Below are 21677 nucleotides of genomic sequence, written 5' to 3'. Positions count from 1 at the left end.
TTCTATTGTGTTTCTATGTATTTCGTTTCTTTATTTTTTACCACATAGGATCATAAGTACATAGTTGTACATAGAGGGTTTATTCTATTGTGTTTCTATGTATCTATTGTGTCTATGTGTTCAATTTTTATTTTACCACATAGGATCATAGGGCATATAGGTTCACATAGCATTTTAGAATTTTCTATTGTGTCTATGTGTTTCGTTTCTTTATTTTTTACCACATAGGATCATAGGCACATAGTTGCACATAGGGTTTATTCTATTGTGTTCCTATGTTTCTATTGTGCCTATGTGTTCAATGTATTTTTTATCACATAGGATCATAGGCACATAGTTGCACATAGGGTTTATTCTATTGTGTTCCTATGTTTCTATTGTGCCTATGTATTCAATTTTTATTTTATCATATAAGGTCATAGGCAGATAGTTGCACATAGGTTTTTTATTCCTGCCTTCAAACATGTAGCTGTTCCGGCAATCCCCTGAAACCTGAAACCTGTACCCTGTACCCTGCACCCTGTAACCTGCAACCTACTGTATTCTCCTCATCCATATTTCAGGTGTGCGCACGCCTGCTCTTATTTCTCCGTTGGGTATTACCACATCGTTGTTCCATAAAATGGCGGTAGTGGTAACAGGTGCTTCAAAAGGTAAAGTAGTGGTATTTGTCCAATTATCCGTTGTTGTATTATAGCGCAATACTTCCCTACTAAACCCGGGGTGTGCAGCTTGTAATTGATTTTTCTGCCGGATCAGGTCCTGTTGTTCTGCTGTATCGGTAGCTGCATTGATGGCGCCTATTAATAATTCTGTTTTATGAAAAGTTTCTCCCTTATCTCCGCCAAACAATAATATCTCATTTTTACCTGCAGCTATACCCGTTCCGGCACACAGTCTGTAGGGCAATGATTTAATTTCCTTCCATTCCTTTTTGTTAAGATCAAATGCATAAGCGGATGCATAGATATCGCTGATGCTATTGCTGTTTTTCTTTCTGCCACCCAATACATATACCGAAGGGCTGCCGGCAGCAAATTGCGCAACAACCACGGCATGGGAAACAGCATAGGGCAGGCTGGGTAAAGTATTCCATCGGGCAGCGGCATTTGTAATGTCCAGACTATAAAAACCGCTGGAAGCGCTGTCGCTGTTTTCGCCGCCTGCAAGGTATATTATATTATCGTGTATAGTAATACCGGCATTGCTGAGGGGGAGCGGCAGATCAGGTAAGTTTGTGATGATCACACTATCGCTATGATCACCCCATTGCAGCAGCATCACTTTGGAGCTAACGCCTTCCGGATTTTCGCCGCCAGCGCATACAATTCCCATGGGAGTGGAGGCACAGGCCGGGTATGCCAGGGGATAAGGCAAAGAAAATGTTTTATAGAGCGATAGCGAATCTTCCTGTATTCTTTTCATCACGAAACCCTCAGCGTAATATCTTTTCTTTCCGCCCATCCAGGGAAGACTGTCGGGGAAGTTAGCGCCGCCGGCAACCAGTAATACATTGTTGGTAACACCTGCAACAGGCCCCGCGAGCCCGATCGCTTTTTCCTGTCCGGGCAGGGGGGGCAGTTCACCGGCAATACGCCAGGCCATAGTATATTTTTGTTCCTGGTTTTTACAGGAATGGAGCGGCATCATCATACTGCTTAAGAAAATAAGTAAAGAGAGTTTCATCATGTGTTGTTACACTTTATGAGCCGCCCTGCTCACCGAAGCAAAACGGTCAAACCCTATGGCAGCCACATCTTTTTTAAACAGCTCAAATTCCGCAGCCGTCATATTTTGTACCGGCAGGCGGAATTCACCGCAATCTACGCCAACGAGCTTCATGTAGGCTTTGCCGGTAGCTATGCCGCCGTATTTACCCAGCAGGCGGATCATGTCAATGGATTGTTGCTGCAATGCCCTTGCTTTTTCAAGCTCATTGTTATCAAACGCGTCAATCAGCTTATAGTATAACGGCGCCGCATAGTTGAATGTGCTGCCTACTGCGCCTTTGGTACCCAAAACCAGTGCCGAAAGCATATTTTCATCGCGGCCCCACAGCATATCATACTTCCCGTTTTGAAAACGCATGCACGAAAGAAAATCCATAAAGTCTTCGTGCGTGTATTTGATGCCTGCGAAGTTGGGTATCTTACCGTCTATCTCCTGCAGCAAATCGTACATGGCAATGTTTACGCCGGTAAGCACAGGGATATGATAATAATAAAAAGGCATATCGGTTACCACCAATGCTACTTCCGCACAGGCTTTTGCCAGCATTGCAGCATTGGCAGGTTTAAAATAAAAGGGTGCTGTAAAAGATATAGCGTATAAGCCAATTTGCTTTGCATGCAGGGCCAGTTCCTTACAGTCTGCAATGCTTGTTCCTCCCAGGAAAAGCATCACTTTAAAATCATCATCGTCTTTGGTTGCAGCAGCCCAGGCTTGGGCTACCGCTTTTTTTTCTGCCATGGTCATGGAAACGCCTTCTCCGGTAGAGCCACAAATAAAGGCGCCGGTAACGCCGTTCGCTTTCAGCATGGCATAATAAGCGGAAATGATCGCGGTATTCACGGCGCCATTGGCGAGCATGGGTGTAAAGGGCGCTGCAATAAGTCCGCTGAGGTGTTGGTTATTCATGTTTTTTTGTTAAGGTCGTCAATAAAAATATAAACGGGTAAGTTAAGCCGGGAACAGGAATATTCCCGGTATAAGTTATCTGTGATAAAAAGTGTATAGCATTCAGCAGATTGAAAATTTTTCAACCCGCTGAATTGAACCTGTTATTTGGGTTTGGAGCTGGCATAGCCCGGTGTTTGGTCAACCAGCGGATCATTCGTCCAGATAGCCGTTTCTATCGGCCACAACACTTTGTAGGCCTGCGTGCCTTTATCCAATACGCCATAAGGATGACTGGGGCTGATAAATACCAGCGGGTCGCCGCCATACTTCATCCTGCGGATATCGTACCAGCGTTTCCCTTCGTATACAAACTCTTTGCTGCGTTCTTCAAATATAGCCAGCTCATTGGCATCCTGCGTGCCACTCACAAAGGGTGTGGGGTCGGCATTTGCAAATGCCCGGTCACGGATCTGCTGTATATAGGATGAAGGATCTCCGCCTTCTGCATTGGTTATTTCGGCCAGCATCAGCAGCCTGTCTGCCTCACGGTAAACCGGCCAGTCATCCGTAAATACTCTCCGGTTTGCGGCATTCATTTCTCCCGGGAATTTCACCAGGGCGGTGTTGCGAACGGTAACAATAACATCCGAACCTGAGGCGCTGGTTTTATAATAATCATAAAAAGTGGCATCCCTGCGGGTATCGGCAATGTTGTACGACTGGAATAGTTCAAAGGTATAAGCATAACGCTGGATGATCTGTGCGGGTGCGCTGGCAATATTCAGGGGATCTACAAGGGTGGGGCCAAGTGTTGTAGAATCTTTTACGTGCAGGTTATCAAAATTAAAAGTAGAGTACAGGAAATACGAATAGGCGGTGCCCATTTCTGCTTCACCGTCGCGGTAACGAACGGCTAAAATGATCTCGCCGTTATTCTTGTTTTTGAATATATCCCGAAAATTGGGAAGCAATGAGGTACCCGCTGTTGCGTTCAATGCTGATTTTGCTTCTGCCAGATCTGCTGTAGTATTATACACTTTTGCAGACCACAAATACACTTCACCTTTTAACATTAACGCTGCTGAAGGATTCCACTGACTTTTATCTGCAAGGGCACCGGCAGTACCAAACAAACTGATGGATTTATTTACATCTGCTTTAATAGCCGCCAGCACATCAGCTTCTGAAGCTCTTTCCTTTCGTAATGCAACCGGATCGGTATTGCCGTTTGATACTTCAGGCTCCAGCCGTATGGGAACACCGCCATAGGTACGAAGCAAATGGAAATAATAATAAGCCCGCATGGCATAAGCCTGTCCCAGCAAATAATTTTTTTTGTCGGCAGCCAGAAAATCTGACGCTTCCACTTTCTGGATGAAAAGATTTAACTGGAGGAAGGGGCCGTAAAGGCCGGCCCAACTGCCAACGCCGGCCGAGGTTTCTTCAATTGCCTGGTTAATGATCGTTAATTCGCTCAGTGAAGTGTTTTGACGGTCTTCATTACTGAAACCACCGCCTCTCATTTCACCCAGGCGTAAGAACATAAACTGGTTATCGCGGAACTGCTTATGCAGTCCCACCATAAAATTGGTTACCTGGGCTTCATTCTGCCAGAAATTCCCGTCCCCGTAATAATCTTCCGGAGCAAGCTCTAATGTTTTGCGGCAGGAAGTAGCGACAACGGCTATCAGGGCTATGTATACTATATATTTAAACTTATTCATGATCAGTGCGTTTATTAAAATGAATTAAAAGGTCAGGTTAGCTCCAAAAACCAATTGTGTTGGTATAGTATAGGCGCTGTTCTGAAAACCAGTACGTTCGGGTAAATTCAACAGGTCATTGGTCAAATATCCCAGGTTTTGACCCGTAACTGTTAACCTTAGTCCGCTGATCTTTGCTTTTTCTAATAAAGCGGCAGGCAATGAATAACTTAATGAAACTTCCCTGAATGCGAGGTAACCTGAATTCACATAGAACATGCTGCTGGGTCTGTCAACATTCTTTGTGTTTAACTGATCGGCCCATGAATACCTTGGATATTTAGCATTCGGGTTTTCAGGCGTCCAGGTTTGTTTTACAATATCAGTTGCATTAAATTCTCCCTGGGCGCTTGCCAGCGACCACAATTGCATGAAATCCTGCTGTATATGTCCAAATGCAAAATCCAAACGGACAAAAAGGCTCAATCCTTTCCAGGATACTGTAGTATTAAACCCGCCTGTCCAGCGTGGAAGCGTACGGCCCAGCGATACCCTGTCGCGATAATCAATGGTATCATTCTTATCAATATCCTTCCACATTACATCGCCCAGTTGTGTAGGTATATAGCTCAGGCCACCTGCGTTTAAATTGTATTGATCTATTAATTGCTGGCTGGCCACGCCTCTTCCGGCCCCTCCATTTGAATATGCTGCTTTGGCCGCTTCGTCAAACTTATTATAGTCTTCCAGATCTTTTTGGGTTCTGATGATCCCTTCAGATACAAAGCCAAATATTTCACCCCATTCCTGCCCTTCCTGGAAACCGCCAACCCATATCAGTTGTCCTGTGTTAGGATCATAAATCTGAGTACCCTCCTGCCTGTTTTTGTCATTGCCGTTAAAGGGAAGCTTCAGGATAATGTTTTTATTCCAGGCCGCATTGGCATTTACCTGCCATGTTAAGTCTTTTTGCTGTATAATTTTATAGCCAAGCTCAATTTCAAATCCACGGTTGCGCATGCTTCCGTTATTGGTTCTGATGCTTGATATACCCGAAGATGTAGGCAGACTTACAAAAGCCAGCTTATCATCCGTGATCCGGTTGTAGTATGCCGCGGAAACATTTAACCTGTTATTAAAAAATCCCATATCGGCGCCCACTTCCGTGGTATTTGTTTTTTCCCAACGCAATGCAGGATTAGCCAGACTGGTTTGTAAAAAACCAATATTACCGTTGTAGGGAGTTTGCGAGCCATAGGAACCCTGCACTTCATAAAGGCCAACCGCGTTGCTGGTTCCTATGCCAATATTTCCGTTCTTACCCCAGCTTGCCCTGAGCTTCAGGTAGGATAACCAACTCCCGGTGGATACCATAAAATTTTCCTTATGTACCATCCAGCCTACTGAAGCGGCAGGGAATGTTCCATACTGGTTGTCGCCCGTTAAACGGGAAACGCCATCTCTTCTCACCGTGAAGCTGGCAAGGTATTTTCCATCCCAGTCGTACAACAGGCGTCCAAAGCCCGACATGATCCGGTCCCGGTTATGGTAACTGTCTGTGCTGCGGGTTTGGGTTGTTGCATTATTCAATGTGTACTGTAAGTCCTGGAAATCATCCGTGGGCGCCTGGCTGCCGGCGGCATAAACACCTTTGGAATAGGCATCGTAATACTCAAATCCCGCCATGGCGTCTATATTGTTTTTACCCAGGAAAGTAGTACTGTAATTAGCTATGGCGTTATAGGTTTGGCGGATCGTTCTGTCGAACGATGCATCGCTGAACCTTGTACGGTTCCATCCTGTATTGGGGTTGGTTCTGCTCAATAAGCCGGTACGGAAGTCCTGGTTAAAGGATTCCGCGAAACCTTCATCGTACATCCATATAGCCCCTACCTTTACATACAGGTCTTTGATGATGTCTGCACGAAGCGATTGTCCCAGGGTAAATTTATCTGTTTGGTTGTTCCTTTTGTATTTATCAATGTTAACGAGGGGATTGCCGTCGCTGGCATCACGCCCCAGAATAAATTCCCCATCCGCATTGGTTCCCCGCATGGTTGGAGGAGCAGAAAGCATGCGGCCCCAGTAATTTCCTTCGCCATTTTGTAAAGACTGGTCTCTCCAGTTGGCCTTGTTGAACTGCAGGCTGCTTTCCGACTTTAGCCAGTCTTTTATTTTATAATCCCCGTTGAGGGTAAAGGTTAAACGCCTGTAAAATGTTTTAAGCGATAAACCATCTTCATCATAATAACCAAGATTGGCAAAATAGGCGCCCCGGTCGTTTCCGCCGCTCATACCTATATTGTATTCCTGCACAGTGGCTTTTTTATATAAGCCGTAATCGCCATAATTAAAATCCTTATAAATAAGATCGGCGTACGTTCCGTTGGGATCATAGTTCCCTGCAGCATTGGTTGGTACCGCGTCCTTCATTTGTTTCCAGCCTGGCTGGCCAAGCAGTTCACGGTTTACATCATTTAAACGCATTACGCTCCATATAGCCCTGTTGTCGTAATTGCCATCTAAGATAGCGCCTGTTACGGGATCTTTGTATAAATTACCGGTTGCCCTGGGGCCAACGCCTGAAAGTGCTGTATTGGTGGAAACTGTACCAAATGTTCCGTTAATGATGGCCTGTGCCACACCCATGCGGCTCCATTTAATATAATCTTCAGCGCTCAGGAAGTTGTAGGGAATATTTAAATAGCTGGTTCCTCTTTTGGCATCTATGGTTATGGACGACTGACCGCTTTTTCCTCTTTTGGAAGTAATGAGGATCACACCATTGCTGGCACGGGCGCCGTAAATGGCGGTGGCGGAAGCATCTTTCAGCACTTCCATGCTCGCAATATCTTCGGGATTGATATCACTCAGGGAACCACGAACCTGCCCGTCCATCAATATCAAAGGGCTGCCGGAACCATCGAAGTTGGTGCCGCCCCTGAGAATAATAGCGGGTAAGGAGCCCGGTCTTCCTGTGCCTGTGGAAACCCTTAATCCCGGAATGGTTCCGGCCAAGGCCTGCGCAGGGTTAGAACGCAGCCCGGTTTCCAACACTTTGTTGTCGAGTTTGGATATGGAAGAAGTAAGCTTGGACCGTTTAGCGGTACCATAACCTACCACCACCACTTCATCTAACTTGGAATCACTTGCATCCAGCCTGATGTTTATCACATCGGAAGATCCGAGTGTGAATTCGGCGTTGTTAAACCCCACCGAGCTAAACACCAGCACATCCCCTTCGGAAGCATCTAATGTAAAAATACCCTCCAGGTTGGTAGAAACGCCGGTAGCTTTGCCTTTAACGGTAACGCTTACACCCGATAACGGGCTTCCGTCCTGCGCGGTAACTTTCCCGGAAAATTTTTTAACCTGTGCCCAGCCGGACAGCACAAAGCAAATACAGGTTATAAGTAGTAAACCCGATTTTAAATTAAACATTCTCATACAGCAGTTTTTAAAATTTAGTATATTTGTATTATGTATGACATAATAAAAGTAAGCAGATTTTTTTTATATCCAAAACTTTTTGACCTTTTTTTTATTCAGGGTAAAAATTATTGTGGAACGGCGTGTGTTTGAGGGTACTCGTACGGTAACCAGGAAAGCTGAGGTGTTTTTTGAAAAAAAGAGGAGGCATAAAAATTTAAATACATTTGTTTCAATATTAAGTTGCATATATTATGACTGTAGCCATTATAAAAGAAAGTTTTAAATCGGTAGATACCAGCACTTTAGTAGACAGGGTGGAAGCGAACCTCGTTGAATTATTACAGCAAAAGAAGCTGAAAGTAGGCGACTCCATACCAAAGGAGCTTGAGCTGGCGGAAACACTGGGTGTTAGCCGTACCGTTATACGGGAGGCTTTGCTGCGCTTGCGGATGATGGGATTAATTGAATCCAAAAAGAAAAAAGGAGCGGTTATCACCAGTCCCGACCTGTTTGGTATTATGAGTAAAAGCATGAATCCGCATGTACTCGACCAGAAAACCCTGAAGGGGATGTTTGAGATACGGCTGGTGCTGGAAATTGGTATGGCTGATTTTATATTTGAACGTATCAGCGCAGAGGATATCAGGGAATTAAGGAAAATTGTGAGCAAGGAGCCTAAGATAACCGATCACCATTTATTTAATATAGAACACGAAATTGCTTTCCATGGAAAGCTGTATGAGATCACCGGCAATGAAACCATGAAGAAATTCCAGAAAATGCTGCTGCCGGTTTTTGACTATGTGCATAAAAGCGGGTTGCTGAAAAAGCAAACGCATCTCAAAACATTTGTTTCGCATAAAGGACTGGTTGACATCCTTGAAAAAGGCACACCCGAATTGTTCCGCAACGCCATGCGCAACCATCTTGAAAATCATTTTGCCCGGATATTTGACTGAGGAAAGTTGCAGGTTATCAGTTTTTGGTTACCTGTTTCGCATATTATTAAACAACCTTTCTAACAGTCTCATTTTAGCCGTTACAATATCGGCTTGCACGGTAAGCTCTGAATGATATTGAATTTGTTGATATGGCGCAAAACACGTTCGTTGCCTGCGCCGGGATAAGTGTAGCTGAGATTTGCGATAGAAATGCTTTTGTTCTCGGGTAGTGTATAACTAAACTGTTTGCCTGTTGGTTCCTCCTCTTCCAGTTCATGTATTTCATTAAGCCGATCCAGGGAAATTCTTGCATCTGTTGATTATTTCAGATAAATTTTTTGATAACCCGGCAGATAAAAATTTCCCAACCGGTTATGTCATGCTTTTGTAAAAAAAGTTGATTTATCCCTGAGTCAAAATCTTCATTGCAAGATTTTCCGCTTTGCGTAAAGTAATGCTTCCTTTTGCGTAAGGTAATGCTTGCTTTTGCCCATACTTTTGCAGCCGTTTAATTAGGCTAAACTTATATTCTGTTTGCTATTTATCATTAATTCAAAATAAACTGCAGGTATTGTAATGATCATACGTATTTTTTTATTGCTCGTTTGTTTATATAGTCTTCCTTACGCTGCAATTTCTCAAGGCTCCTCAAAAATCAGCGGTTATGTTAAAGATAGCGGGGGACCGGTATCGGATGCTTCTGTATTGATTAAAGGTACTACCCAGGGAACTGTAACTGATGAAAAAGGGTATTTTGAAATAAATGTTCCAAAGGCTGCAAAGATTACACTTGTTGTTTCTTATACAGGATATCAATCACAGGAAATAACTGTAAATGCAACACAGCATGCTAAGCTGGAATTTCTGCTGGTAAAGGATGGAGGGCAATTGAAGGATGTTCAGGTTATTGCAGTCAATAAAGCTAAGGAGGTAAAGGCTTCCGGCTTTTCTGTAAATGTGGTAGAAACAAAGCAGTTTGCCAATACTACAGCCGACATTAATCAGGTGCTGAATCTTACTACAGGTGTGCGTGTACGTGAGCAGGGAGGACTTGGGTCTAATTTTAATTTTTCCATTAATGGGCTGTCAGGAAAACAAGTACGCTTTTTTTTAGATGGCATTCCTATGGAGAGTTTCGGCGGCGGCATGTCGCTTAATAACATTCCGGTTAATCTTGCCGAACGCATAGAAGTATATAAAGGCGTGGTTCCGATAGAATTAGGTTCTGATGCGCTTGGCGGGGCAGTAAACGTAATTACCGACCAGCAGACCAAAAAATTTCTTGATGCCAGCCTGAGCTATGGCTCGTTCAATACCAGCAGGGCAGCGGTGTCGGGTAGATTAACAGACAATAGAACCGGGCTTGTATTCAATGTCAGCGGCTATCATAACTATTCCGACAATAATTATCTGATGCGGAATAACCCCAAAAACGATGCCGCCATCAAGGTTGTTGAAAACAATCAATTTGTTTATAAAGATATGCGACGTTTCCATGATGCATACCGTTCTTCTATGGGCCAGGTTGAGGTTGGCCTTAACAACAAATCCTGGGCAGATAAAATCAGTCTCGGGTTTACTTATTCCAATCTCTACAACGAACTTCAAACGGGAGCCAGCCAGAACAACGTTTATGGGGCGGCCTATCAAAAGGGAAATTTTTATATGACTTCCCTGAAGTATAAAAAGACCGACTTTTTATTGAAAGACCTTACAGCCAACATTGCAGCCAATGTGTCAATTGACCGATCTGATGTGGTGGATACCTCTTCTTATGTTTATGGCTGGGCCGGAATAATCAGATCTGAAACGATTGCCGGCGAATTGAGGGATGTTAAAACGCTGACCCACTGGAAAAATGTTGCGGCAATTGCCAGAACTAATTTTACCTATAAGATTAACGACAACCAGAATCTGAACCTGAGCTATACTTTCAACCGTTTGACAAGGTCATCAAAAGAAGAGCTGCGCCCGAAAGAACAGAATCCTTTTTATCAGCCTAATTATTTTACCAAAAATGTGGTTGGACTGGCCTACCAGCACAATTCATTTGCCAGCAGGTTCACCAACACACTTTTCGCAAAATACTTCGGGTTGAATATACTGGCAAGAGAAGTTGTTTTTGTTACCCAGCAAGAACCTTACCGAAGAAGGGATACCACCAGTCATAAAGGCTATTGGGGTTATGGGCTGGCATCGAGGTACAAGCTTACCGAAAATGCCGGGGTGAAGCTTTCTATTGAACATGCCTACCGGTTGCAGGAGCAGGAGGAATTTTTTGGCGACGGCATCAGTGTAGCTGCCAACATTAAGCTGCAACCGGAAGAAAGTGACAATATCAATTTGGGAGCGTATTATGCTCATCAACCAGGCAAGCACCGCTTTTCTGCGGAAGCTGGTATTTTTTACCGGAATGTCAAAAACCTGATATTCTCCACGCCGGGAGGTAGATTTTCTACCTATTCCAATGTGGGGATAGCCCGTGTAACAGGACTTGAGGGCGAACTGGGTTACAGGTACAACAAGCTGCTTGACTTTACAGTGAATGCGAGCTACCAAAACGCCATCAATAACCGGGAAATTAATCCACTTACAGGAATGGAAGATCCTGTATACGGAGACCGGATCCCCAACCAGCCCTGGTTCTTTGGTAATGCCAGGCTGGGTGTAGGGCAAGACAACCTGATAGGAAAAAATACCCGTTTGCAGTTGAACTACTCGGTAAACTACATACACTGGTTTTACATTTCATGGGAGAGCCTGGGCAGCCGCGAATCAAAAAACAAAATTCCTGCACAACTCATACACAATGTTTCATTGTCCTATTCTTTAAAGAATGGCAGATACAATATTTCTGTAGAATCTTTTAATATAACCAACGAGCTCGCTTACGACAATTTCCGGCTTCAAAAACCGGGAAGGTCTGTATTCTTTAAACTAAGATATTTCATCAAATAAAAATTCGCTCATTAAAACGTAATATCATGTTTCAAAAAAACAAAATCCTGATTTTTGCAATAACCGCTGTCTTATTCGGATTTACCGCGTGTAAAAAAGATAAAGCAGATACTGAAGATGAAACAGAACCTCCTGTAGAAAAAACATACGGCTTTTTGGTTACTACCGGAACACCTGCGGCCACTTATGTAGTACAAACGGGTTCCGTAACAGAGGGAACACTAACTACCGTTAATAACGGTATTGCCACAACATTATCTGTATTTACTTCCAGGGATGGCTATTATTATGCAATAGACTACAGCTCACCAAGCCTGGTTAAATTTACGTCAGACAATAAAACAACCAACATTATTGCCGAAACACCTTTTACACAAATACAAATGGCCGGTTGGTCTGGTTTCTTTACATGGAAAGACAGCAAAACATTAGTGATGCTTAATCTCAATAACAACAGGTTTGAATATGCGGAACTTAATGTAGAAAGCATGAGCATTACCAGAAGTGGTGATATTAATATTCCGGCGCCGGCTGTTGCAGAGGATTATTATTGGGGATGTAATGCGGTTTTTGTAGGCAGCAAGCTGTACATTGCCTATCTGAAACAGATAAAAGCCAACGATGAGCTGCCCGAAAAGGCTTATGTGGCTTCCATGGATTACCCTAATGTAACTGATGTTACCATAAGCAGTGATGACAGGTTCAATTATCCAAGCCCTTATGGTTTATTCACACAAAGTAATTTGGTATATAATGGTTCGGCTTATTTCATTACTTCACCTACTTTCTGGGCAATTGGCAACATCGGTGCTCCTAATGGTATCTTCAGGGTATTAGATGGCGGCACACAAATAGACGACAGTTATTTCTACGAGCTTACAGACCCTGATAAAGAAGAAACCATCGGTTTATATGATTTGGGCAATGGAAAAGCAATTGTTAAAGTACTGGACAAAACCAGGCTTGCCGCTTATGCAGATTATAGTGCTGTAAATACTGCCAGCTATTATGCAGTAGATTTTATTAACAAAAGCAAAACACGTATTGATATACCGGTTAGCAGAAGTGGTGCATACCAATGGAATGTGCTGATTGATGACGGCAAAGCCTACATTGCAACCAACGCAGGAGACGGCTATTATGTGTATGAATATGATCCGGCAACTTCAACAGTTAAAAAAGGCCTGAAGCTGGAAGGTGTAGACAATGTTGGCAGGATATACAGAATTAAGTAACAATATTTCTAATTATACGGAGCTGTGCATTTGCGATAGCTCCGTATGTTTTTATTTCCAAGTCCCCTTTTTGATATGGCACTTCTCAAAAAAATAAATGCCTGGTTGCACCTTTGGTTAGGATTGGTATCGGGTATTGTTGTCGTTATTTTAGGGATAACGGGCTGTATATTGGTTTTTGAGCAGGAAATAAAAAGTTTAAGCTCCCCCTGGTTACATGTACAGAAACCAGCTAATGGAAGCTATCTGCCACCATCTGCCTTGTACAAAGAAGTAAAAAAGGCGTTTCCCGAAAAAGAGATCCGTTCGGCTTTTTATTATGGGGCAGAACGTACGGTTCGCATGAGCATGAACTCCGATACGTTAGTGTATGTTAACCCTTACACCGCCGAAATAGTGGCTATGGTAGATCACGAAGATTTTTTTCATTTTATTGAGGAAGGACATTTTCATTTATGGCTGCCCGAAGCTATCGGAGGTCCCATTGTGGGCTGGGCAACCTTTGTTTTTTTTATCCTGTTGATTACAGGTTTAATACTATGGTGGCCAAAAAATCTGAAGCGATCAAGTGTAAATAAGAGTTTTAAAATTAAATGGCGGGCAAAATTTAAACGGGTAAACTACGATTTGCATAATGTTCTGGGGTTTTATGCCGTCATTATCTCACTGGTTTTTGCAATAACGGGTTTAATCATGAGTTTTGCATGGTTTTCTAATGCTTTTTTCGTAGCCACAGGAGGTACCATAAAAGAAAGAATTATATCAAAATCTGATACAACCCTTCACAATACCCTTGTTCCTTTATCTCAGGTTGATATGGCATGGGAAAAAGGAATTACTGAAATCGGAGAATATAACAAAGATGCCATCATTGTATCTTTTCCTCAAAAAGCATCAGATGTAATAGCCTTGTGCGTGGATATGCGCAATGGTGTTTGGCGTTATGTAAACCTGGATCAGCACAGCCTGGAACCGGTTGCTTCTACCCAGAAAAAAATGAAGGATGAAGACTTCGCACTTTATCTCAGACGTTCTAACTATACGCTCCACGTGGGAGCTTTTGGCGGCTTACCTGTTAAAATCTTGTTTTTCTTAGCCAGCTTAATTTGTGCCAGCCTGCCTGTTACCGGCTTTTTGGTATGGTGGGGCAAGAAGAAAAAAAGTGTCAGGAAAAACCGGTTAAACAACCAAAAGCACAATATGCCTGATATGCTTTGCCTTTTACAAATAAATATTAGCTCGTTTTTACCAAATTTTGCCTCCTTGGTAAAATCAACAAGCATTCATAGAAAGCTACGCCAGATCACCGGCAATGAAACCAAGAAGAAATACCGGAAAATGCTGCTGCCGGTTTTTGACTGAGTATTGCGTTTGGTGTTGCACTGTGCCCTTTTTTATTTGTCGCGGAATTGTAAAATAATTGCCGTTTTTGAAATATTTGAGTTAGATCATAATACCTGTTGATCAGCATCATTGTTAGTATTTGGAGTAAAGCGTAAGTTTGGAACAAAGCCTCCGTTATGCAAATCAATATTTCTACATCCATTCCTGCAGTACACGAAAAAAAGCGGCATTGGCCCGCAGTTTCCATTATTATGCCTTTTGAGCCTGTTATACAGCGTAAGGATGATATCATGCAGCAGCTCCGGAAAGCCATGAAGAAGGTGGAGTGGGAAATGGGAACCGGGTATGACGAAGACCTGGCGGGACTGGTAATGCTGAAATTAAGAACGGTCATCAAAAATCTCAACTTCAGCACCTTTAAAAAAAGCATTGCCATTTACGTTTCACCTGTATTTGAAAAGGTAATGTATTTGAATATGCCGGTTAATGAAACCATTACCGTTAATGAATTTTTTGTAATAAGAGATATTGTTTATGCCAAAAAAGATATACCTGCTTATTTTGTGCTGGTGCTGGGTGAAAAGTGGAGCACATTATATGAAGGCAATATTGCCGGGCTTATTAAAATAAAATCCAATGGTGCAGGAAATATCCCCGGTTTTAAGCATGCCGCAAACATGGAAAATGTTGCGGATGATAACGCGTTTTTTGTAAAGCAGTTTCTACAGCATACCGATGAAGGGCTTTCCATCATGTTATCGGCTATGCCAATGCCTGTGCTGGTAACGGGTAAAAAAAATGTGCTGGACTATTTTAAAGCTTTAACCGCAAATAGTAAAAGTATAGTGGAGTGTATTGAAGGCAGCCATGAAAAAGCTGCTGAAGGCGCATTATTTGATATCATTCACCCTTATATAGCAGACTGGGATAAAATAAAAATAAAACATTTGTACCATCAGTTAGAAAAAGCGGCAACAGAGGATCAATTAGTAAATGGCATAACGGCGGTACAGCAAAGTCTTTCACATCACAGGGGCCGGCTGCTGGTTGTTGGAAAGAGTTTAATACACAACCCGGGAATGCCGGAAACAGATACACTGTCACCCGCGAACCCCTTTAATAAATTTTCGTGTGTGAGGCATGTCATTGATGATGTTATAGAAAAAGTGCTGGAAAACGGGGGTGATGTTGAAATGGTAGATGATGATGTGCTGGGTGGCCAGCAGATCGCACTCGTGAAGGACAGGCACAACTATATGTGATCGGGTGTTGTTCTCATCCTTTTGCATTGCCATTGTAATATTTAAAAAGAAAAAATAGTCCGATACCATATATTGGTTTTGAGGGTAATAGTTTTTATTTTGAAATGAACAATCAATTTCCGGTTAACTTTTGTAAAGTCTATATCTATCCTGACCTATACGCCTAATTCAATTAATATAATATCTCAGTATGAAAAAAATAATTGCCGCGTTTGACGGGTTAAAGTTTTCCAAAAGCACCCGTGATTATGCCATTCAGATCGCCAGGGAAAATAATGCGCACTTAGTGGGTCTTTTTCTTGATGACCCGTTTTACCAGAGCTATAAAGTATATGATCTGATTGGGGAAGAAGGAGGGATTTCTCCTGAAAAGCAGGAAGCCTTTCTTGCGGCAGATGCCAAAACCAGGGATGAAGCGGTGGCCGGCTTTGAAGCGGCATGCCGGAAGGCAGGACTCCAGTACACCGTTCGCCGCAATAAGGAAATTGCTACCCAGGGACTGCTGCAGGAAAGTATTTATGCAGATATGGTAGTGATCGGCGGCAATGAAACGTTTACCAATCGGGGTGAGCAGGCCCCTACCCGGTTTATCAGGGATATTTTATCGGCCGTTCAATGCCCGGTGCTGGTAGTGCCTGCGCATTATAAACCCTTCGGTAAGCTCGTTTTATTATTCGATGGCGAGCCTTCTTCTGTTCATGCCATTAAAATGTTCAGTTATATGCTGCCCGCGTTAAAAGCGCATCCTGCCGAAGTGCTGTCGGTAAAGCCAATGAGCCAGTCGCTGCATTTGCCGGATAATAAATTAATGAGAGAATTTATGAAGCGGCATTTTCCCAAAGCGGCGTATAAAGTAATGAAGGGTATACCTGAAACCGAGATCATTAATTTTCTGAAGGAAGAAAAGCAATCACCGCTTGTTGTGCTGGGCGCTTACCAGCGTGGTATGGTGTCGCGGTGGTTCAGACCAAGCATGGCCGATGTGCTGATAAAAGAATTAAAGCTCCCGGTGTTTATTGCGCACAATTAAGGAGGAGGTCTCAGGTTACAGGTCTCAGTTTGCAGGGTATAAGGTATAAGGTATAGGGTATAAGGCAGGCACAGGGTATAGGGTTCGATACACTAGGTTGCATCTCCCTGTAACATGAACCCTGTAACTTGCAACAAACGTAACGCTCACCATTCACCTTACACCTTACACCCTACACCTCACACCTTACGCCTTACACCCTAAACCTTACATCTGCGAAAACAGTCCGGTAAGTAATACATTTGCAATGAATAGTGTATTTGTAATTGTAAACCGGTGCATAACCTGAAATGGATTCTTTTACGCATATAGCATTGGGCGCCTGTGTAGGCGAGGCTTTTTTTGGAAGGGGATTTGGTAAAAAAGCGATGTTGTGGGGAGCGCTGGCCCATAGCGCTCCTGATATAGATTTTTTGGGCGCTTTTTGGTTAAGTACAGATGAAAACCTGCTTGCGCACAGGGGGTTTACACATTCCATACTGTTTGCCTTACTGGTATCACCGGTATTGGCGCTGGTGGCGGAGAAAATACACCGTCCGCATAATATCCGCTTTAGTAAGTGGCTGATTTTTTTTCTTACGGAAGTGTTGTTGCATTTGTTGCTTGATGGTTTTAATAATTATGGCGTAGGCTGGTTTGAGCCCTTTAGTCATTACCGGATTTCATTTAATGCCATCTATGTTGCCGATCCGCTCTTTTCCATTTGGGCAGGCATTGCTATCGTAATGTTGTTCAGCCTGCACAGCTATCATCCCCGGCGCAGGTTCTGGTGGCGTTTCGGTGTGTTCATCCCTTTCCTTTACCTTGGCTGGTGCACGGTTAATAAAATAAAGATCAACAGCGATGTAAAAGATATCCTGCAGCAACAGCATATCGCCTATACCCGTTATTTTACAACACCGGCGCCTTTTACTAACCTGCTATGGTATGTAGTAGCGGGTAACGATACGGGCTATCATGTTGGGTTCCGTTCTGTATTAGACAATAAAAAGCAGATAGATTTTTCATATTTTCCCCGCAACGATTCCTTATTAAAACCTGTTGCCGATCATGAACAGCTGCAGCACCTCATCCGTTTTTCGCAGCAATTTTATACAGCAGAACTATGGGGTGATACCCTGGTGTTCAATGACCTGCGGTTCGGGCAAATGATGGGGTGGCAGAACCCGCAGGGAAAGTTTGTATTTCATTATATCCTTAATCACCCCGAAGATAATACCCTGGTAGTTCAGCGCGGCCGATTCAGTGGTTGGAACAGAGGTGTGCTCAAAGGATATATGAGAAGAATAGGGGGGGAATGAGGAAAGTGGTATAAGGTATGGGGTTTAAGGTAGAAGGTATAGGTGTAAGATGTGGGTGTGAGGTGAGTTGTTCTATAAATCCGGAAGGAAGCACCAGGAAACAAATCACAAGAAACAAATAAAATTCAAACGATAAATTTCAAATCCGAAGCCGGAATTTCGAAATTCGAAGAAGACAGCCAGCTATGAGCAGAAAAGGAGTATCCCCAAAGCCGTAAACCTTTCTTTGCGTCCTTTGCTTCTTCGTGTACGCTGCGTAAAACCATCTGAATCCGGATACTGCCATAAGCCACAAATCACGAAATCCGAAGGCGTATTCATTCCCATCATTAGTAGTTACCATCTGATAGCCGATGGCTGATCGTTCACACCCCGGTATCGGTATGAAAAGAGGCTGTCCCCCAAAGCCGGTATAGAAGCCATGCTACTAAGACACGAAGAAACAAAGTCCTGATCTCCAGGTTTTATTTTCTTCGTGCCTTCGTGGCTTTGTGGCAAAATATTACTTTTTAGACAGCCTCTGCCCGCTTTTATTTCGCAAACTGTTTCCTGATCACGTTCAGCGCCCCCCCTTCCTTAAACCACTGTATCTGCTGCTCATTGTAGGTATGGTTAACCGTTATGTTATCAGTGGTGCCATTGGAATGGTGCAGCACCAGCGTAAGCGGTTTGCCCGGGGTAAAGCCGGTTAAACCGGTAATATCAATGGAATCGTCTTCCTGTATTTTATCGTAGTCTTCTTTATTGGCAAAAGTAAGCGCCAGCATGCCCTGCTTTTTCAGGTTGGTTTCATGTATGCGGGCGAAGCTTCTTACCACGATAGCGCGAACGCCTAAGTGGCGCGGTTCCATAGCTGCATGCTCCCTGCTCGATCCCTCACCATAGTTTTCATCACCCACTACCACGCTTCCTGTGCCGGCGGCTTTATAAGCCCTTGCCGTTGCAGGAACAGGCCCGTATTGACCGGTTAGCTGGTTTTTTACCGTATCTGTTTTTTCGTTATAAAAATTAATAGCGCCTATGAGCATGTTATTGCTGATATTGTCTAAATGCCCCCTGAACTTTAACCAGGGCCCTGCCATAGAAATATGGTCGGTAGTACATTTGCCTTTGGCTTTAATAAGCAGCTTTAACCCTTTCAGGTCTGTTCCTTCCCATGCAGCAAAAGGGGCGAGCAACTGCAGGCGCTGTGAATCGGGTTTTACCACTACCTCTACCTTGCTGCCGTCTTTGGCAGGCGCTTCATAACCGGGGTCGTCTACAGAAAACCCTTTGGGCGGGAGTTCTAATCCTGTGGGCTCATCAAGCATTACCTCTTCACCGTTTTCATTTCTGAGCCTGTCTTTTAACGGGTTAAAAGTAAGGTCGCCCGCAATGGCAAATGCCGTAACAATTTCGGGAGAAGCAACAAAAGCATGTGTGCTGGATAATCCATCGTTGCGTTTGGCAAAATTGCGGTTAAAGGAAGTAATGATGGAGTTTTTGCGGTTAGGGTCGTCAATATGTCTTGCCCATTGCCCGATGCAGGGACCGCAGGCATTGGCCAGCACAACGCCGCCGATCTGGTCAAAGGTATCCAAGAAACCATCTTTTTCAATGGTATAACGAACCATTTCGCTACCGGGTGTAATGGTAAATTCGGCTCTTGTTTTTAAATTCTTATCAATGGCCTGCTGCGCAAGTGAAGCGGAGCGGCTGATATCTTCATAAGAAGAGTTGGTGCAGGAACCGATCAGGGCCACTTCTAATTTTTCGGGCCATTGGTTAGCTCTTACCGCTTCACCAAATTTACTGATGGGCCATGCCAGGTCGGGTGTGAAAGGACCATTTACATAGGGCTCCAATTCATTAAGATTGATTTCGATTAGCTGGTCGTAATATTTTTCCGGGTTGGCGTATACTTCCGGGTCGGGACGTAAATGTTCTTTAATGCCGTCTGCAAGCGCCGCCACTTCTTCGCGTTCTGTAGCTTTGAGATAGGCAGCCATTTTTTCATCATAAGTAAAGATGGAGCAGGTTGCGCCAATTTCGGCGCCCATATTACATATGGTACCTTTACCGGTAGCGCTGAGACTTTCTGCGCCTTCGCCAAAATACTCCACAATAGCGCCTGTGCCGCCTTTTACTGTAAGAATGCCGGCTACTTTCAGTATAACATCCTTAGGAGAAGCCCATCCGCTTAATTTCCCCGTGAGCTTAATGCCAATGAGCTTAGGCATTTTAAGTTCCCATGCCAGCCCGGCCATCACATCCACCGCATCGGCGCCGCCAACGCCAATGGCTACCATGCCTAGTCCGCCGGCATTTGGGGTGTGTGAGTCGGTTCCGATCATCATACCACCGGGAAACGCATAGTTTTCCAGCACTACCTGGTGAATGATACCTGCACCGGCTTTCCAGAAGCCGATGCCATATTTATTGGAAGTGGAGGCAAGGAAATCGTATACCTCTTTATTTACGTCAACGGCGGTTTTTAAATCCTGTACGGCGCCCACTTTAGCCTGTATGAGGTGATCGCAGTGAACGGTTGAGGGAACCGCTGCGGTGCTTCTGCCGCAGGTCATGAACTGCAGCAGGGCCATTTGTGCTGTGGCATCCTGCATGGCTACCCGGTCGGGTGCAAAATCAACATAATCTTTTCCTCTTGCATAGGCACGAACAGGTGGCTCATAAAGATGGGCGTATAATATTTTCTCTGCCAGGGTAAGGGGTGTTCCGGTAAGTTGGCGTGCCGCTGCAATTTTAGCGGGCATGCCTGCATAGGTTTTTTTAATGAGATCGAGATCAAAAATCATATGTAGCTATTTTTTGATGGTTGACTTGTTTACATTCCCGGCCGGGAACCTGGGTTTCACCTTTGCTTCTCACTTCTCACTCAGGACATACAACGTACTATCGTTAATATAACGCCGGCACGTGTATGAATGGCTCTCAAAAAGTTGGGCGAAATTATCAAAAAAAGGCCGGTTTCATAACAAGCCATTTGCATTAGCGTTATTTATTTTTTATAATTTAGCAGTATGAACAGGTTCAAGCACTTTATTGAATGGCAGGTGTTTGGGGTTTGCTCCTATATCGGTGAAAAAATAGGAATAGCCAGTACCACCATCCGCAAACACTTTATTTATATTTCCCTTCTTACGATGGGTTCACCTATCATTATATATATGTTCCTGGCCTTTTGGGTTAATATCCGGAACTATATCTGGAACCGCCGCAGAAACCCGCTGAAGAACAGTTAGATCGTTAATGCTTACTCAAAAGAGCCGGTATAGAAGATGTGCCACTAAGACACTAAGACACAAAGCCCTGATCTTCCCGTTTTATTTTCTTCGTGCCCACCTGGATCGCTGCATTTATGCGTTTTAATATTGCTGACACCGTTGTTGACATATGTTAATGGTTAACAGGAGCGTGGTATGGCTATTTCAAATTCAGAAAGAAAAAGATACCGGGAATGTACACCTGCTTTTATTGTAATGCAAACGTTTGAAGGATATAATGTTACGTAGATGTACTTAGTATTTTAAGCAATTCATTTCAGTTATTCAAAAAAGGCAGAACAGAATGCAATTTATATGCAGTACTGCGTTATATAGCTGATCTGATTAATGTAAATAATACTAACCTCATTAAACGCTTATTAACCTTATCAATGAAATAGGAAAAAACTTATGCTATGAAAAACCATCCAGATCCAATGTAAAAACCAAAAGATCCAATCGTCCGATGTAAAAACCAAAAATCCAAACGTCCGCAATGAAAAACCAAAAAGTCCAGGATCCGATGTAAAAACCAAATCCAGTTATCCCTTGAACAAACATCCTATGAAAGCTCCTGATCCTCTATCCT

At 43.5% G+C, this 21677-nt stretch carries 13 protein-coding genes; 8 read left to right on the top strand and 5 right to left on the bottom strand.

Going from position 1 to position 21677, the window contains the following annotated elements:
- Positions 1-534: 534 nt before the first annotated feature.
- The 4 genes from PLE34_RS15195 to PLE34_RS15180 all read right to left on the bottom strand — a co-directional run bounded on the left by PLE34_RS15195 (position 535) and on the right by PLE34_RS15180 (position 7769).
- Positions 535-1689, bottom strand: a complete 1155-nt coding sequence (locus PLE34_RS15195; protein ID WP_324558320.1) for a tRNA wybutosine-synthesizing protein 4 beta-propeller domain-containing protein — start codon at positions 1687-1689, stop codon at positions 535-537.
- Between the two features lie 6 nt (positions 1690-1695).
- A complete protein-coding gene (locus tag PLE34_RS15190) occupies positions 1696-2637 on the bottom strand; it encodes a dihydrodipicolinate synthase family protein (protein WP_324558319.1) in 942 nt (313 codons plus the stop codon).
- Between the two features lie 143 nt (positions 2638-2780).
- A complete protein-coding gene (locus tag PLE34_RS15185) occupies positions 2781-4343 on the bottom strand; it encodes a RagB/SusD family nutrient uptake outer membrane protein (protein ID WP_324558318.1) in 1563 nt (520 codons plus the stop codon).
- 24 nt (positions 4344-4367) lie between these two features.
- A complete protein-coding gene (locus tag PLE34_RS15180; RefSeq protein ID WP_324558315.1) occupies positions 4368-7769 on the bottom strand; it encodes a SusC/RagA family TonB-linked outer membrane protein in 3402 nt (1133 codons plus the stop codon).
- A gap of 236 nt (positions 7770-8005) precedes the next feature.
- Here PLE34_RS15180 and PLE34_RS15175 point away from each other — a divergent pair, with 236 nt between their 5' ends.
- The 7 genes from PLE34_RS15175 (at position 8006) to PLE34_RS15145 (ending at position 17825) form a co-directional block, all read left to right on the top strand.
- Entirely contained in the window at positions 8006-8713 is a 708-nt protein-coding gene (locus tag PLE34_RS15175; protein ID WP_324558313.1) for a FadR/GntR family transcriptional regulator, read from the top strand.
- A 558-nt stretch (positions 8714-9271) separates the two neighbouring features.
- Positions 9272-11653: a TonB-dependent receptor gene (locus PLE34_RS15170; protein ID WP_324558312.1), complete on the top strand. Its 2382-nt coding sequence runs from the start codon at positions 9272-9274 to the stop codon at positions 11651-11653.
- A gap of 26 nt (positions 11654-11679) precedes the next feature.
- The gene (locus PLE34_RS15165; protein ID WP_324558310.1) at positions 11680-12888 is read left to right on the top strand and encodes a DUF4374 domain-containing protein; all 1209 of its coding nucleotides are present in this window, start codon (positions 11680-11682) and stop codon (positions 12886-12888) included.
- 75 nt (positions 12889-12963) lie between these two features.
- Entirely contained in the window at positions 12964-14250 is a 1287-nt protein-coding gene (locus PLE34_RS15160; protein WP_324558308.1) for a PepSY-associated TM helix domain-containing protein, read from the top strand.
- A 158-nt stretch (positions 14251-14408) separates the two neighbouring features.
- A complete protein-coding gene (locus PLE34_RS15155) occupies positions 14409-15494 on the top strand; it encodes a baeRF3 domain-containing protein (protein ID WP_324558307.1) in 1086 nt (361 codons plus the stop codon).
- Positions 15495-15684: 190 nt separating this feature from the next.
- The gene (locus PLE34_RS15150) at positions 15685-16524 is read left to right on the top strand and encodes a universal stress protein (RefSeq protein ID WP_324558305.1); all 840 of its coding nucleotides are present in this window, start codon (positions 15685-15687) and stop codon (positions 16522-16524) included.
- A gap of 290 nt (positions 16525-16814) precedes the next feature.
- Entirely contained in the window at positions 16815-17825 is a 1011-nt protein-coding gene (locus tag PLE34_RS15145; RefSeq protein ID WP_324558304.1) for a metal-dependent hydrolase, read from the top strand.
- A gap of 530 nt (positions 17826-18355) precedes the next feature.
- Here PLE34_RS15145 and PLE34_RS15140 read toward each other — a convergent pair.
- A complete protein-coding gene (locus PLE34_RS15140; protein WP_324558302.1) occupies positions 18356-20620 on the bottom strand; it encodes an aconitate hydratase in 2265 nt (754 codons plus the stop codon).
- 225 nt (positions 20621-20845) lie between these two features.
- Here PLE34_RS15140 and PLE34_RS15135 point away from each other — a divergent pair, with 225 nt between their 5' ends.
- A complete protein-coding gene (locus PLE34_RS15135) occupies positions 20846-21067 on the top strand; it encodes a PspC family transcriptional regulator (RefSeq protein ID WP_324558300.1) in 222 nt (73 codons plus the stop codon).
- The last annotated feature ends 610 nt before the right edge of the window (positions 21068-21677 follow it).

It is taken from the genome of Agriterribacter sp. (assembly GCF_035445465.1).
Taxonomy (GTDB): domain Bacteria; phylum Bacteroidota; class Bacteroidia; order Chitinophagales; family Chitinophagaceae; genus Agriterribacter.
Note: the sequence above shows the minus strand (reverse complement) of the source record. Positions and strands in the feature narration are given on the sequence as shown.